Origin of the sequence: Microbacterium sp. NPDC078428, assembly GCF_044542535.1 — a bacterium.
Lineage (GTDB): Bacteria > Actinomycetota > Actinomycetes > Actinomycetales > Microbacteriaceae > Microbacterium > Microbacterium limosum.
In genome coordinates, this window is sequence record NZ_JBITUP010000009.1 from 21708 (window position 1) to 35230 (window position 13523).

Sequence of the window (13523 nt, forward strand, 5' to 3'; positions counted from 1 at the left end):
ATGTCCACACCCGCGAGCCCCGACGCGGCCAACCCGGCCGAGTCGCACGCGACCGCCGCGAAGCAGTTCGCGGCTCCCGAGTCCCTGCTGGCCGCCCCCGATCAGGCGACGCAGCGGCAGATCACGCAGGAGATCCGCGACATCCACGCCGACGTAGCGCGTCGGGTCGCCGCGGGCGAGAGCGTGCCGACCACGCTGTTCGACTTCCCGCCGTATCGCTCGAGCGTGCTGCGTCACCCGACGAAGAACCCCCGCCTGGTCGACCCCGAGACGATCGAGCTCTACTCGCCGGCCTTCGGTCAGCGCGATGTCGCGGCGATCGAGTCCGACCTCACGCTGCAGCACGCGGGCGAGCCCCTCGGCGAGCGCATCACGGTCACCGGGCGGCTGCTCGACTCGTGGGGGCGCCCGCTCGCGAACCAGCTCGTCGAGATCTGGCAGGCGAACGCCGCGGGGCGCTACATCCACCAGCGCGACCAGCACCCCGCGCCGCTCGACCCGAACTTCACCGGCGCCGGCCGCACCGTCACGAACGACCAGGGCGAGTACTTCTTCACGACGATCAAGCCCGGCCCGTATCCCTGGAAGAACCACGTCAACGCGTGGCGACCCGCCCACATCCACTTCTCCCTCTTCGGGTCGGGCTTCACGCAGCGCATCATCACGCAGATGTACTTCCCGGGCGATCCGCTCTTCGCGCTCGACCCCATCTACAACACCATCCGCGACCAGCGGGATCGGGACGCGCTCATCGCCGCCTACGACCACGACCTCACGGTGCCCGAGTTCTCGATGGGCTACCGATGGGACATCGTCGTCGACGGTCCCGACGCCACCTGGTTCGAGCCCGAGGGAGAGCACTGATGACCACCCGCACCCCGCGCGAGATGGGTCCGCGCACCCTCGCGCCCACCTCCGGACAGACCATCGGTCCGTTCTTCGCCTTCGGCCTCGTCTATCCCAAGATGCACGCGGTCGCCTTCCCTCACACCCCCGGCGCGATCGTGCTCGGCGGGACCGTCCTCGACGGCAACGGGTCGGCGATCCCCGACGCCCTGGTGGAGATCTGGGGGGCCGACAGCGACGGATCGGTGCCCGCCACCCGGGGATCGCGCAGACGCGACGACCACACCTTCACGGGCTTCGGTCGCGCCGCGACGACGGATGACGGCCACTATGAGTTCTGGACCCGCAATCCGGGGTCGGTCGACGGCGAAGCCCCCTTCTTCTCCGTCGTCGTGTTCGCGCGCGGCCTGCCCAACAAGCTCCACACGCGCATCTACCTCCCCGACGACGAGCAGGCGCTCGCCGCGGACCCCCTGCTGTCGCAGCTGAGCCCGGCCGAGCGCGATACGCTCATCGCAACACGCACGCCCGAGGGCCACCTCGTGCACGACATCTGGCTGCAGGGCGAGAAGGAGACCGTCTTCCTTGCCTTCTGAGTCCCCCGTCGCCGAGTATCCCGCTGCCGCCAGGGAGCCGCTCGACGAGGGGCTGCTCTCGCCGGTGAGCGTGGGCCACGACGGCGACGTGACGGATGCCGCGGTCCTCCGCGCGCTCGTGAGCGCGGAAGTCGCGTTGGCCCGCGCGTACGCGCGGACGGGCCACGCGCCGCGCGAGACCGTCGCGCAGATCGACCGTGCCCTCGACTGGCGCGGCACGGAGGAGGGGTGCGTCGGCCATGGGCTCGACGTGGCCGGGATCGCCGGGGCGGCGGTGGCGGGCGGCAATCCCGTCATCCCCCTCGTCGGCGCGCTGAAGGCCGCGGTGCCGGAGGGGTCGCGGCTGTGGGTGCACCGCGGCGCGACGAGCCAGGACATCCTCGACACGGCGCTCATGCGGGTGGCGGCCTCCGCCTCCGCCCGTGTCGCCTCCGCGCTGCGGGAGACCGAGCGCTCGCTGGCAGGATTCGCCGGGGCGCACCGCGACACCCTCGCCGTGGCGCGCACGCTGACGCAGCACGCCGTGCCGACCACGGTGGGCCTTCGGGCCGCCGGCTGGCTGGGCGGCGTGCGTCGAGCCCGGCGGCGGCTCGATGCCGCCCGTGCGGCCCTTCCCGCCCAGCTGGCGGGCGCGGGCGGCACCCTCGCGTCCTTCGTCGAGATCACTGGATCGCCCGCCGCGGCCCTCGAGCTGACGGCAGCGTTTGCCGCGGAGGCGGGCCTGGCCGTTCCCGACGCCCCCTGGCACACCCACCGCTGGCCGGTCACCGAACTGGGCGACGCGCTCGTGCAGGCGGTGGATGCCGTGGGCAAGATCGCCGCCGACGTGGCGACGCTGTCGCGCACCGAGGTCGGCGAGCTCGCCGAGGGGGCGGGCGGGGGCTCCTCGGCGATGCCGCAGAAGCAGAACCCCGCGGCATCCGTCCTCATCCGGTCCGCCGCGATCCGGGCGCCCCAGCTGGGCGCGACGCTTCATGTCGCGTCGGCCCTCGCCGTCGATGAGCGCCCCGACGGCGCCTGGCACGCGGAGTGGCCGGCGCTGCGCGAGCTGCTGCGGACGGCGCGCGGCGCGACCGCCCACGCCGCGGCCCTCGTGGCCGGCCTCCGCGTCGACGACGCGTCCGTGGCGCGCAACCTCGCCACCACGCGGGGGCTCGTGCTCGCCGAACGCCTCTCCCTCGTGCTCGGACCGCTCATCGGAGAGCAGCGCGTGGCGGAGATCGTCTCGGCCGTGGCGCGCGGCGACGACCTGGGCGATCGCGTGCGGCGGCTGCCGGAGGCGGCGGCGCTCGACATCGACGGGCTGCTCGACGCCGCCGGCTACACCGGCGCCGCGGCATCCCTCACCGACCACCTTCTCGAGGAGCAGTCATGACCGTCCCCGCCATCCGCATGACCGAGCCCGTGGGGCCGGCCGGAGCGCCGCTCGTCGTGCTCGGCCCGTCCTTGGGCACCTCCGCGATCCTGTGGGAAGACGTCGTGCCGCTGCTCACCGCCGACTACCGGGTGTGCGCGTGGGACCTGCCCGGCCACGGCGACGCCCCCGCCGCGACCGAGCCGTTCACGGTCGGCGAGATCGCCGACGCGGTGGCGGCGGCGGTGGCCGAGACCGGCGCCGATCGCATCCTGTACGCGGGGGTGTCCCTCGGCGGGGCGGTCGGGCTCGAGCTCATGCTGCGCCACCCGCGCCTCGTGGATGCCGCGGCGATCGTCTGCTCCGGAGCGAAGCTCGGCGACGAGGAGGCCTGGCGCGAGCGCGCGGCCCAGGTGCGCGCGCAGGGCACGTCGAGCCTCGTGACCGCGTCGGCCGGTCGCTGGTTCGCCCCCGGGTCCCTCGAGCGTCGCCCCGAGATCGGCGGACGCCTGCTGCACGCGCTGCGGGACGCCGACGACGAGAACTACGCGCTCTGCTGCGAGGCGCTCGCGGTGTACGACGTGCGCGATCGTCTCGCCCGGATCGAGGTGCCCGTCGCGGCGGTGTGGGCCGAGTTCGACGCCGTGACGCCCGAGGCGTCGGCGGTGGAGATCGCGGAGGGCGTGCGGGACGGACGCGTCCTGCGCATCGACGACGCCTCGCACCTCGCGCCCGCAGAGCAGCCGGATGCCGCGGCCGGGATCCTGCGCGGGTTCTTCGCGGAGGCGGCACGATGAGCCGGCCGGAGGGAGAGGGCCTGACCGACGGCGGCCGGTGGCAGCAGGGCATGGGCGTTCGCCGCGAGGTGCTCTCCGATGCGCACGTCGACCGCGCCGTCGCGAACACGACGGACCTGACCGCCGACTTCCAGGACTTCATCACGCGCGTCGCGTGGGGCGACGTCTGGTCGAGGCCCGGCCTGGACCGGCGGTCGCGCTCGGTGGCGGTGCTCACGGCGCTCATCGCGCTCGGTCACCACGAGGAGCTGGCGATGCACCTGCGTGCCGCGCTGCGCAACGGGCTGACGATCGATGAGGTGAAGGAAGTCATCCTGCAGTCCGCGGTCTACTGCGGGGTGCCGGCGGCCAACACCGCCTTCCGGATCGCGGGCGAGGTCTACTCCTCCGAGGGCTGACGCGGTAGAATGATCGCAGAGCGCACATGCGTTCGCATAGCGAACACTTGGTGAGGAGAGCGCGTGATCGACAAGTCCGTGTCCACCGTCGCAGACGCGGTCGGCGACATCCCCGACGGGGCGACCGTCATGATCGGGGGGTTCGGGCGCGCCGGCCAGCCGGTCGAGCTGATCGACGCCCTCATCGCCCACGGCGCCCGCGACCTCACGATCGTGAACAACAACGCAGGCAACGGGGACACCGGGCTCGCCGCGCTGCTGGCCAACAAGCAGGTGCGCAAGATCGTCTGCTCGTTCCCGCGCCAGAGCGACTCCTGGGTCTTCGACGGCCTCTACCGCGACGGGGAGATCGAGCTCGAGCTCGTTCCCCAGGGCAATCTCGCCGAGCGCATTCGCGCGGCGGGCGCGGGGATCGGCGCCTTCTTCTCGCCCACGGGCGTGGGCACCGAGCTCGCCGAGGGCAAGGAGGAGCGTGAGATCGACGGGCGCCGCTACGTGCTCGAGTACCCGATCCGCGCCGACTACGCGCTGATCGGCGCGCTCTCGGGCGACCGCTGGGGCAACCTCGTCTACCGCGAGACGGCCCGCAACTTCGGCCCGATCATGGCGGCTGCCGCGACGACGACGATCGCGCAGGTCGATCAGGTCGTGCCGCTCGGCTCGCTCTCCCCCGAGTCCGTCGTCACCCCCGGCATCTTCGTCGACCGCGTCGTCGCGGTCGGGGAGCGCGCCTGGCTGCGGGACGGCGAGTTCGTCGGCGGCGTCGACATCGAAGGGCGCCCGCTGGCGGATGCCGCGGCATCCACCACCGAGGGGGGTCGGCAGTGAGCACTCGCATCTCGCGCCAGGAGCTGGCGCAGCGCATCGCGGCGGACATCCCCGAGGGCGCCTACGTGAACCTCGGCATCGGCGCGCCGACCCTCGTCGCGAACTACCTGCCCGAGGGCCTCGAGATCATCCTGCACACGGAGAACGGGCTGCTCGGGATGGGACCGGCCCCCGCCGAGGGGATGATCGATCCCGACCTCATCAACGCCGGGAAGCAGCCCGTCACGGCGCTGCCCGGGGCCGCCTACTTCCACCACGCCGACTCCTTCGGGATGATGCGCGGCGGCCACCTCGACGTGTGCGTGCTGGGCGCCTTCCAGGTCTCGCAGTCGGGCGATCTCGCCAACTGGTCGACGGGTGCGCCGGGCGCGATCCCCGCCGTGGGCGGCGCGATGGATCTCGCGATCGGCGCGAAGGACGTCTTCGTCATGACCGACCTGCTCACGAAGCAGGGCGAATCCAAGCTCGTCGAGGCGTGCACTTACCCGCTGACGGGCGTGGGATGCGTCAGCCGGGTCTATACCGACCACGCGGTGTTCGACGTCACCCCCGACGGCTTCGCCCTGCGCGAGGCGTTCGGGGAGAACACCGTCGAGTCCCTGCAGGAGCTGACGGGGCTCAGGCTCGCGCCCGCCCGGTGAGCGAGCCGCAGGGCGACCGCCGCGACAGGGCTCCAACCACACGAGAGGTACCGACATGACCGCATCCGTCATCTACGACGCCGTCCGCACGCCTTTCGGCCGGGCAGGAGGTGCCCTCGCCGGCGTGCGGCCCGACGACCTCGCCGCGCTCGTCATGAAGGCGGCGCTCGAGCGCAGCGGGGCGGACCCCGCCCGCATCGACGACGTGATCTTCGGCGACGCCAACCAGGCGGGCGAGGACAACCGCAACGTCGCCCGCTTCGGGGCTCTCCTCGCGGGGTTCCCCACGTCCGTGACGGGCGTGACCGTCAACCGCCTGTGCGCCTCGAGCGTCGAGGCCGTGATCCAGGCGTCGCGGGCGATCGAGTCGGGCGACGCCGACCTGGTCCTCGCCGGCGGCGTGGAGTCGATGAGCCGTGCGCCCTACGTCGTCGAGAAGTCGCCGAAGCCGTGGCCGGGTGTGGGCAATCAGACGATGTGGAACACCTCGATCGGCTGGCGCATGATCAACAAGGCGCTGCCCTCGCACTGGACGATCAGCAACGGGGAGTCGGCGGAGAAGATCGCGGGCGAGTGGGGCATCTCCCGGCAGGCGCAGGACGAGTTCGCGGTGCGCTCGCACCGACTCGCGGCGCAGGCGTGGGCCGACGGTGTCTACGACGGCGAGATCGTGCAGGTGCCGGGTGCGGAGCTGGCGCGCGACGAGGGGATCCGCGGCGACACGTCGGTGGAGAAGCTGGCGGGGCTCAAGGCCCTGTTCGCCGCCGACGGCACCGTCACGGCGGGCAACTCGTCGTCGATCAACGACGGCGCATCGGCCGTGCTGGTGGGTGCCGAGGGTGCTCTGGATGCCGAGCCCCTCGCCCGGATCACGGGTCGCGCGGCGCACGGCGTCGATCCCGATCAGTTCCCGATCGCCCCGATCGAGGCCGCGAACAAGGCCCTCGCGCGAGCGGGAAGGACTTGGGCCGACGTCGATCTCGTCGAGCTGAACGAGGCCTTCGCCTCGCAGAGCCTCGCGTGCCTGGCGGGCTGGCCCGAACTCGACCCCGAGAAGCTCAACATCCACGGAGGGGCGCTCGCGATCGGGCACCCGCTCGGAGCCTCCGGTGGCCGCATCATCGGGCACGCGGCGCACGAGCTCGCGCGCCGTGGCGGCGGCGTCGCGGTCGCCGCGATCTGCATCGGGGTGGGCCAGGGGCTGGCGGTCGTCCTCGAGCGCTGAGCCGACCACCGCGAGCCGCAAGCGATCTGCACGTGTGTGCAGATCGCTTGCGCATTGTTGCTCGGCGCGTGATCCTGGCCTGTGGAAAGGACTGACACATGGCTGATCCACGCCCGGATGTCGCGACCGCGTTCGCCGACCCGGACTACGACGTTCTCATCATCGGAGGCGGCATAAACGGCCTCGCGACCTTCCGCGATCTCGCGATGCAGGGAGTCCGCGTCCTGCTGGTGGAGCGGGGCGATCTCGCCTCAGGCGCGAGCGCGGCGTCGAGCCACATGATCCACGGCGGCATCCGCTACCTGGAGAACGGCGAGTTCCGCCTCGTGCGCGAATCCGTTCGGGAGCGCAACGCGCTGCTACGCACGGCGCCCCACCATGTGTCCCCCCTTCGCACCACGATTCCGATCACGACGGTGTTCTCAGGGCTCTTCGCCGCCCCGCTGCGCTTCCTCACGCACACGCAGGGCAAGCCGAAGGCCCGCGGTGCCCTCCTGATCAAGGTCGGCCTGACCATCTACGACCTCTTCTCGCGCGACGGCGGCGCAGTGCCGCGCCATCGGTTCCTCGGGAAGAAGGCGTCTCGCGAGGAGCTTCCCCGCCTGGCGGAGAACTTCCGTTTCACCGCGACCTACTACGACGCGTCGCTGCGCGACCCCGAGCGCCTGGCGCTGGATGTCGCGCTCGATGCGGAGAGCCACGAGGGCGCGACCGCGCTCACGTACGTCGAGGCGGTCGGCGCGGCGCCGAACGGGGTGATCGTGCGCGACCTCCTGACCGGGCGCGAGCAGACGATCGCCGCGCGAGTCATCGTGAACGCCGCGGGCCCCTGGCTCGACCTCACGAACGCCGCACTGGGTCGCGAGAGCGCACTGACCGGCGGCACGAAGGGCTCGCACATCGTGCTCGACCACCCGGAGCTGCTGGCCGCCACCGGCGGACGGGAGATCTTCTTCGAGCACGACGACGGCCGCATCGTCCTGGTGTATCCGCTCAAGGACCGCGTGCTCGTCGGCACGACCGACATCGACGCGGACCCGGCCGAACCCGCCGTGTGCACCGAGGAGGAGGTCGACTACTTCTTCGACCTCATCGCGCAGGTCTTCCCCGACATCGCGGTGGACCGGTCGCACATCGTCTTCCGGTTCTCCGGCATCCGCCCCCTGCCCCGCCATGACGACCTCGCCCCCGGCTTCGTCTCGCGGGACTACCGCATCGTCGACGCCGAGGGTCCGGGAGCACCCATGCTCGACCTCGTCGGCGGCAAGTGGACGACCTTCCGCGCCCTTGGCGAACACCTCGCCGATCGCACGCTCGCCCTCATCGGACGTGAGCGGGTCGTGTCCACCGACGGCCTGGCCATCGGCGGCGGGCGGGACTTCCCCTCGCCGGCGGAGGCCGATGCCTGGATCCGCCGCGAGCTGGGCGGGTTCTCGCCGGAGCGGGGCAGGGTGCTCCTCGAGCGCTACGGCACCCGCGCGCGGGACGTCGCCCGGTACATCGCCGAGGTGGAGCCGGATGACGAGGCCATCGCGGGCCCGCTCCTGTCGACCGCCGAGGTGGCTTACATGGTGTCGCAGGAGAAGGTCGTCCACGCGACCGATGTCGTGCTGCGCCGTACGGACCTCGCCTTCACGGGCGACCTCACGGGCGAGGTGCTCGAGCAGGTCCTCTCGGCCCTCGCCGAGGCGGCCGGCTGGGACGACGCCCGCGTCGAGGCGGAACGAGCCCTCGCGATCACCGAGCTGCGCGAGCGGCACGGCGTCACGCTGACCCGCGCCGGAGCCCGCCAGCGCGCCCGCTGAGCGCGTCCGGGGTTACGGCTCCTGCCGTTCCCAGTCCAGGGTGCGCGAGACGGCACCCTGCCAGCGCTCGAGGAGGCGGGCCCGCTCCTCGGGCGTCGTCGTGCTCTCCCACCGGCGGTCCTCGCGCCAGAGCGACTCGAGCTCCTCCAGGCCCGACCAGAACCCGACCGCGAGCCCCGCGGCGAAGGCGGCGCCGAGCGCACTGGTCTCCGACACGCTCGGGCGGACCACCGGGATGCCGAGACAGTCGGCCTGCATCTGCATCAGAAGGTCGTTCTGCACCATCCCGCCGTCGACCCGCAGCTGCGTGATCGGCGTTCCCATATCGGCGTTCGCCGCGTCGACGACCTCGAGGGTCTGCATCGCGACGGCCTCTAGGGCTGCTCGGGCGATGTGCCGGCGGTCGGCGAACCGCGTGAGGCCGAGGATGGCGCCGCGCGCATCGGGACGCCAGTGGGGGGCGTAGAGGCCGGAGAAGGCCGGCACGATCACGACCCCGCCGCTGTCGTCGACGGATGCCGCCAGCGCCTCGACCGCGGGTGCGCTGTCGATGATGCCGAGGTTGTCGCGCAGCCACTGCACGAGGGATCCCGTCACCGCGATCGAGCCTTCGAGCGCGTACGCGGCCGGCTCGTCGCCCAGCCGGTAGGCCACGGTGCTCAGCAGGCCGTTCTGGGAGCGGACGGGCGTGTCGCCCGTGTTGACCACGAGGAAGTTCCCCGTGCCGTAGGTGCTCTTGCTCGCACCGGGCGTGAAGGCCGCCTGGCCGAAGGTCGCCGCCTGCTGATCGCCCATGATCCCCGCGACGGGCACGCGCCGGAGCAGGCTCGACGGCTCGATCTCGGCGTACACCTCGGAGGAGGACCGGATCTCGGGCAGGACGGACGCCGGGATGCCGAAGGCGTCGAGCAGCTCGGGATGCCACTGCAGCGACGCCAGGTCGAGCAGCAGGGTGCGGCTGGCGTTGGTCACGTCAGTCGCGTGCGTCCCGCCGTCCGGGCCTCCCGTGAGGTTCCAGAGGAGCCAGGTGTCGGTGGTGCCGAAGGCGAGGTGGCCCGCGTCGGCCAGCTCCCGCGCGCCGGCGACATTCTCGAGCATCCAGGCGATCTTCGTCGCGGAGAAGTAGGACGCCAGGGGCAGCCCGGTGAGATCGCGGAAGCGGTCACGCCCGCCGTCCTCCGCCATGCGGTCGACGAGCGGCTGCGTACGGGTGTCCTGCCAGACGATGGCGTTGTGGATGGGCTCGCCCGAGCGCTTGTCCCACAGCACGGTCGTCTCGCGCTGGTTGGTGATCCCGACGGCCGCGATGTCGTGCCGCGTGATGTCGGCGCGGGCGAGCGCCACGCCGATCACCTCCTGCGTGTTGTGCCAGATCTCCATGGCGTCGTGCTCGACCCACCCGGCGCGGGGGAAGATCTGCCGGTGCTCCAGCTGACCGGAGGACACGACGCGCCCGCGGCGGTCGAAGACGATCGCGCGGGTGCTCGTGGTGCCCTGGTCGAGGGCGAGGATGAAGGACATCGGCAACTCCTTTGTCGGTGAAGCGTCGCGACGGCGAGACCTCTGCTTACGTTACGGAGGGCGGACGCATGCGTGCCACCCCGTGCACGAACGTGCGTCAGGGGGTTGCGAGGAGGCGCCGCGCCGAGCCCTCGTCGATGACGAGGTCGGTGATCAGGCGGGCGTTGAGGGCGCCGCGCAAGCTCGGCAGCTTCTGCTCGCCGGCGATGACGCAGACGCGGCGGGCCACGCGGCGCAGCTCGTCGAATGCCGGACCGGTGGCGCGCTGGTTGAGCTCGATGTCCTGCCAGCTGCCGTCGACGCGGTAGAACACCGTCGCGACATCGCCCACGACCTCGTCCCGGTCGAGGGTCGCGAAGTCGCCGTCGTCGAGGTAGCCGCCGATGTACACCTGGCTCGGGACCTCGGCGAACGGCGAGCCCAGGCCGAACAGGGCGACGTCCATGCGGGACTGGATGTCCAGCACGCGTCGCGTGCTGCGCTCGCGCCACACGGCATCTTTCGTCGCGGGGTCGTCGAAGAACGCCGGTACCGGGAAGTGCTGCACCTTGGCGCCGTAGGCCTCGCCGAATCGACGCAGGATCTCGCTCGTGACATCGATGCCGGTGGTCAGGTAGCTGCCGGCGCCGTTCATCTGCACGACGGTGACGTTGTGCGTGTCCTTCGCGGCGAGGTGGCGGCTGATCGCGCTCACGGTCGATCCCCACGCGATGCCGAGGGTCATGTTCGAGTCGATGAACCGGGCGAGGATGCGCGCCGCGGTCAGCGCCACCCGCTCCAGCCGGTCGACGTCGCTGACGTCGGGCGGCGTCGGCACGAGGTGCACGGCCACGCCGTAGCGAGCGGAGAGGTCGCGCTCGGTGTGGGAGGCGGCGTCGAACGGCGAGCGGATCTGGATGTCGACGAGTCCGCTCTGCCGAGCGTGGCTGAGCAGCCGCGAGACGGTCGATCGAGAGGTGTGCAGCTCCCTCGCGATCGCCTCCATCGTGAGGTCCTGCATGTAGTACATCTGCGCGGCTCGGAGCGCCCCGCGCGTGCGCTCGTCATCCCGCTCGGCATCGACCATGGAACGCCCCTTCGTGCATCGATGGTGGTCATTGTTTCAGTTCGCGCGCCGCCGCGGCGGTAGGGTGGGCGCGATGGAGGAGCCAGGGGCGCGGGCGGATGCCGGGGCATCCGGGGAGTTCGTCCAGTCGCTCGCGCGCGGGCTCGCCGTGATCCGCGCCTTCGACGCCGGGCATCCCGAGCTGAGTCTCAGCGATGTCGCGCGCCGCACGGGGCTCACGCGCGCGGCCGCGCGCCGATTCCTGCTGACGCTCGAGTCGTTGGGCTACGTGCGCAGCGACGACCGGACCTTCGCCCTCACCCCGCGCGTGCTCGAGCTCGGCTTCAGCTACCTGTCGTCGCTGACGCTGCCGGAGATCGTGCAGCCGCACCTCGAGCGGCTGTCGCGCGAGGTGGACGAGAGCGTGTCGGCGGGCGTGCTGGATGGCACCGACATCGTGTACGTCGCGCGGGTGCCCACGCGACGGATCATGAGCGTCCGCATCACGATCGGCACCCGCTTCCCCGCGTACGCGACGAGCATGGGCCGTGCGCTGCTCGCGGGCCTTCCCGACGAGACCGCGTCCTCGGTGATCGAATCGACCCCGCTGCGCGCCATCACCCCCCGCACGATCGTCGACGAGGGGACGCTTCGCGCCGAACTCGCGCGCATCCGCGAGCAGGGGTGGGCGCTGGTGGACGGCGAGCTCGAGCCGGGGCTGCGTTCGATCGCCGTGCCGTTGCACGACCGCGCGGGGACCGTCATCGCGGCGATCAACGTGTCGATGAGCGCGAGCAGCGGCGACGCCGCACAGCAGGCTGCCCGCTACACCCCGGCGCTGCTGCGTACGGGGGCGGCGATCGACGCCGAACTGCGCCTGGTCTGAAGCGGGCCCTCGGTCACCGGACGCCGCGCATGAGGGCCAGCACCGGCTTCACCGAGGCCAGCAGGGCGAGCCCCACCACGATCGCGATGGCGCCGAGGATCGAGAAGTAGGGGACCTCGTTCGTCGGGTCGTAGAACTTCGCCAGCTCGCCCGCGATCGCCGTGCCGAGGGCGACCGAGAGGAAGAACAGGGCCACCATCTGGGTGTGGAACGCCTCCGGGGCGAGCTTGGTGGCGACCGACAGCCCGACGGGGGAGAGCAGCAGCTCCGCCACCGTGAAGACGAACAGGATGCCGACGATCGCGAGCAGGGGCGTCGAGTTGGGTCCGCCGCCCGCGAACGGCAGGAACAGCAGGAACGCGAGGCCCATGATCACCGCGGCGAGCGCGAACTTCACGGGGGTCGAGGGCTGCCGGCGCCCGAGCTTCAGCCACAGGGCGGCGAACGCCCCCGACAGCAGGATGATGAAGATCGGATTGATGGACTGCACCCAGGACACCGGCATCTCCCACCCGAGGATGTCGCGGTCGAGTTTCTGGTCGGAGTAGATCGTCACGACGGTGAACTGCTGCTGGTAGAGCGACCAGAACGCGACGCTCGTGATGAAGAGCGGGATGAAGCCGACGACGCGCGACCGCTCGACGGCGGTGATCCGGCTGCTGGCGAGGATCACGACGAAGTAGGCGATGGTGGCGAGGAGGGTCACGGCGATGACGACCGTGGCGAGGTTCTCGGCGCGGATCCAGCCGAGGAGCACCGCGACGGCGATCGCCGTGACCCCCGCGAGCCCGATGCCGATCACGACGCCGTAGCGGCCGCGGGGCAACGGGTTGGGCACCCGGCGCGCCTCGGCGGGAAGCTGCTTCCGGCCGAAGGAGTATTGGATGAGTCCGAGCGCCATCCCCACGGCGGCCAGGCCGAAGCCCCAGTGGAATCCGAGCGTCGTCTGCAGCAGTCCCGTCAGCAGGGGTCCGGCGAACGCGCCGAGGTTGATCCCCAGGTAGAAGAGCGAGAAGCCCGAGTCTCGGCGGGGGTCGTCGGCGGAGTAGAGGGTGCCGACGACGGATGTCGCGTTGGCCTTGAGCCCTCCGGAGCCCACCGCGACGAGCACGAGACCGATGCCCACCCCGAGGAAGCCGGGGAGCAGGGCGAGGGCGATGTGACCCGCCATGATGACGATCGCGCTCGCGAAGAGCACGCGCTCCGATCCGAACAGCCGGTCGGCGAGCCAGGCGCCGAGGATCGTCGAGAGGTACACGGCGCCGCCGTACGCGCCGACGATGCCGGCGGCGACGGTCTCCGGCATCCCGAGCCCGCCCTGGGCGGCGGAATAGTAGAGGTAGATGAGCAGGATGCCCTGCATGCCGTAGAAGCTGAAGCGCTCCCACATCTCGACCCCGAAGATGTGGGCGAGGGCCCAGGGCTGCCCGAAGAAGCGGGTGTCGCCGTCCCCCGTGCCTCGGCCGTTCGCCTCGGTCTCGCCGCGCCGGGCGGTGGGGGCTCCGACGGGGCTCTGCTCCGGCGTCCCGCCGCGCGTCTTCGACATGCGGCCAGGGTAGCGCCGGATGCCGCGCGGCACGC

At 71.8% G+C, this 13523-nt stretch carries 13 protein-coding genes; 10 read left to right on the plus strand and 3 right to left on the minus strand.

Annotated features, from left to right (window positions below; all coding sequences use genetic code 11):
* The 9 genes from pcaH to ACIGCK_RS14005 all read left to right on the plus strand — a co-directional run bounded on the left by pcaH (window position 1) and on the right by ACIGCK_RS14005 (window position 8490).
* Complete coding sequence (pcaH, locus tag ACIGCK_RS13965) at window positions 1-864, plus strand: protocatechuate 3,4-dioxygenase subunit beta (RefSeq protein WP_396666852.1); 864 nt, start codon at window positions 1-3, stop codon at window positions 862-864.
* The gene (gene pcaG, locus ACIGCK_RS13970) at window positions 864-1442 is read left to right on the plus strand and encodes a protocatechuate 3,4-dioxygenase subunit alpha (RefSeq protein WP_396666853.1); all 579 of its coding nucleotides are present in this window, start codon (window positions 864-866) and stop codon (window positions 1440-1442) included. The genes pcaH and pcaG overlap by 1 nt, the downstream gene beginning before the upstream one ends.
* The gene (locus tag ACIGCK_RS13975) at window positions 1432-2817 is read left to right on the plus strand and encodes a lyase family protein (protein WP_396666854.1); all 1386 of its coding nucleotides are present in this window, start codon (window positions 1432-1434) and stop codon (window positions 2815-2817) included. The genes pcaG and ACIGCK_RS13975 overlap by 11 nt, the downstream gene beginning before the upstream one ends.
* Window positions 2814-3593 (plus strand): alpha/beta fold hydrolase, encoded by a 780-nt coding sequence (locus ACIGCK_RS13980; RefSeq protein ID WP_396666855.1) that lies wholly within the window; start codon window positions 2814-2816, stop codon window positions 3591-3593. The genes ACIGCK_RS13975 and ACIGCK_RS13980 overlap by 4 nt, the downstream gene beginning before the upstream one ends.
* Window positions 3590-3991 (plus strand): 4-carboxymuconolactone decarboxylase, encoded by a 402-nt coding sequence (gene pcaC, locus ACIGCK_RS13985; RefSeq protein ID WP_396666856.1) that lies wholly within the window; start codon window positions 3590-3592, stop codon window positions 3989-3991. The genes ACIGCK_RS13980 and pcaC overlap by 4 nt, the downstream gene beginning before the upstream one ends.
* 63 nt (window positions 3992-4054) lie before the next feature.
* Complete coding sequence (locus tag ACIGCK_RS13990) at window positions 4055-4819, plus strand: 3-oxoacid CoA-transferase subunit A (protein WP_396666857.1); 765 nt, start codon at window positions 4055-4057, stop codon at window positions 4817-4819.
* Window positions 4816-5460: a 3-oxoacid CoA-transferase subunit B gene (locus tag ACIGCK_RS13995; protein WP_396666858.1), complete on the plus strand. Its 645-nt coding sequence runs from the start codon at window positions 4816-4818 to the stop codon at window positions 5458-5460. Before ACIGCK_RS13990 ends, ACIGCK_RS13995 begins: the two co-directional genes overlap by 4 nt.
* Window positions 5461-5515: 55 nt before the next feature.
* Complete coding sequence (locus tag ACIGCK_RS14000; protein WP_396666859.1) at window positions 5516-6685, plus strand: thiolase family protein; 1170 nt, start codon at window positions 5516-5518, stop codon at window positions 6683-6685.
* Window positions 6686-6783: 98 nt separating this feature from the next.
* Entirely contained in the window at window positions 6784-8490 is a 1707-nt protein-coding gene (locus ACIGCK_RS14005; RefSeq protein ID WP_396666860.1) for an FAD-dependent oxidoreductase, read from the plus strand.
* Between the two features lie 12 nt (window positions 8491-8502).
* Here ACIGCK_RS14005 and glpK read toward each other — a convergent pair whose 3' ends face one another.
* Together glpK and ACIGCK_RS14015 are read right to left on the minus strand one after the other, a co-directional pair.
* Window positions 8503-10011: a glycerol kinase GlpK gene (gene glpK, locus ACIGCK_RS14010; RefSeq protein WP_396666861.1), complete on the minus strand. Its 1509-nt coding sequence runs from the start codon at window positions 10009-10011 to the stop codon at window positions 8503-8505.
* Window positions 10012-10108: 97 nt separating this feature from the next.
* Window positions 10109-11077, minus strand: coding sequence for a sugar-binding transcriptional regulator (locus tag ACIGCK_RS14015; protein WP_396666862.1), 969 nt, complete (start codon window positions 11075-11077; stop codon window positions 10109-10111).
* Between the two features lie 73 nt (window positions 11078-11150).
* Between ACIGCK_RS14015 and ACIGCK_RS14020 the strand changes: the two genes are divergently transcribed.
* Complete coding sequence (locus tag ACIGCK_RS14020) at window positions 11151-11942, plus strand: IclR family transcriptional regulator C-terminal domain-containing protein (protein ID WP_396666863.1); 792 nt, start codon at window positions 11151-11153, stop codon at window positions 11940-11942.
* A gap of 13 nt (window positions 11943-11955) precedes the next feature.
* Here the strand turns inward: ACIGCK_RS14020 and ACIGCK_RS14025 are convergent, their stop codons facing one another.
* The gene (locus ACIGCK_RS14025; RefSeq protein ID WP_396666864.1) at window positions 11956-13488 is read right to left on the minus strand and encodes a peptide MFS transporter; all 1533 of its coding nucleotides are present in this window, start codon (window positions 13486-13488) and stop codon (window positions 11956-11958) included.
* Between the last annotated feature and the right edge of the window lie 35 nt (window positions 13489-13523).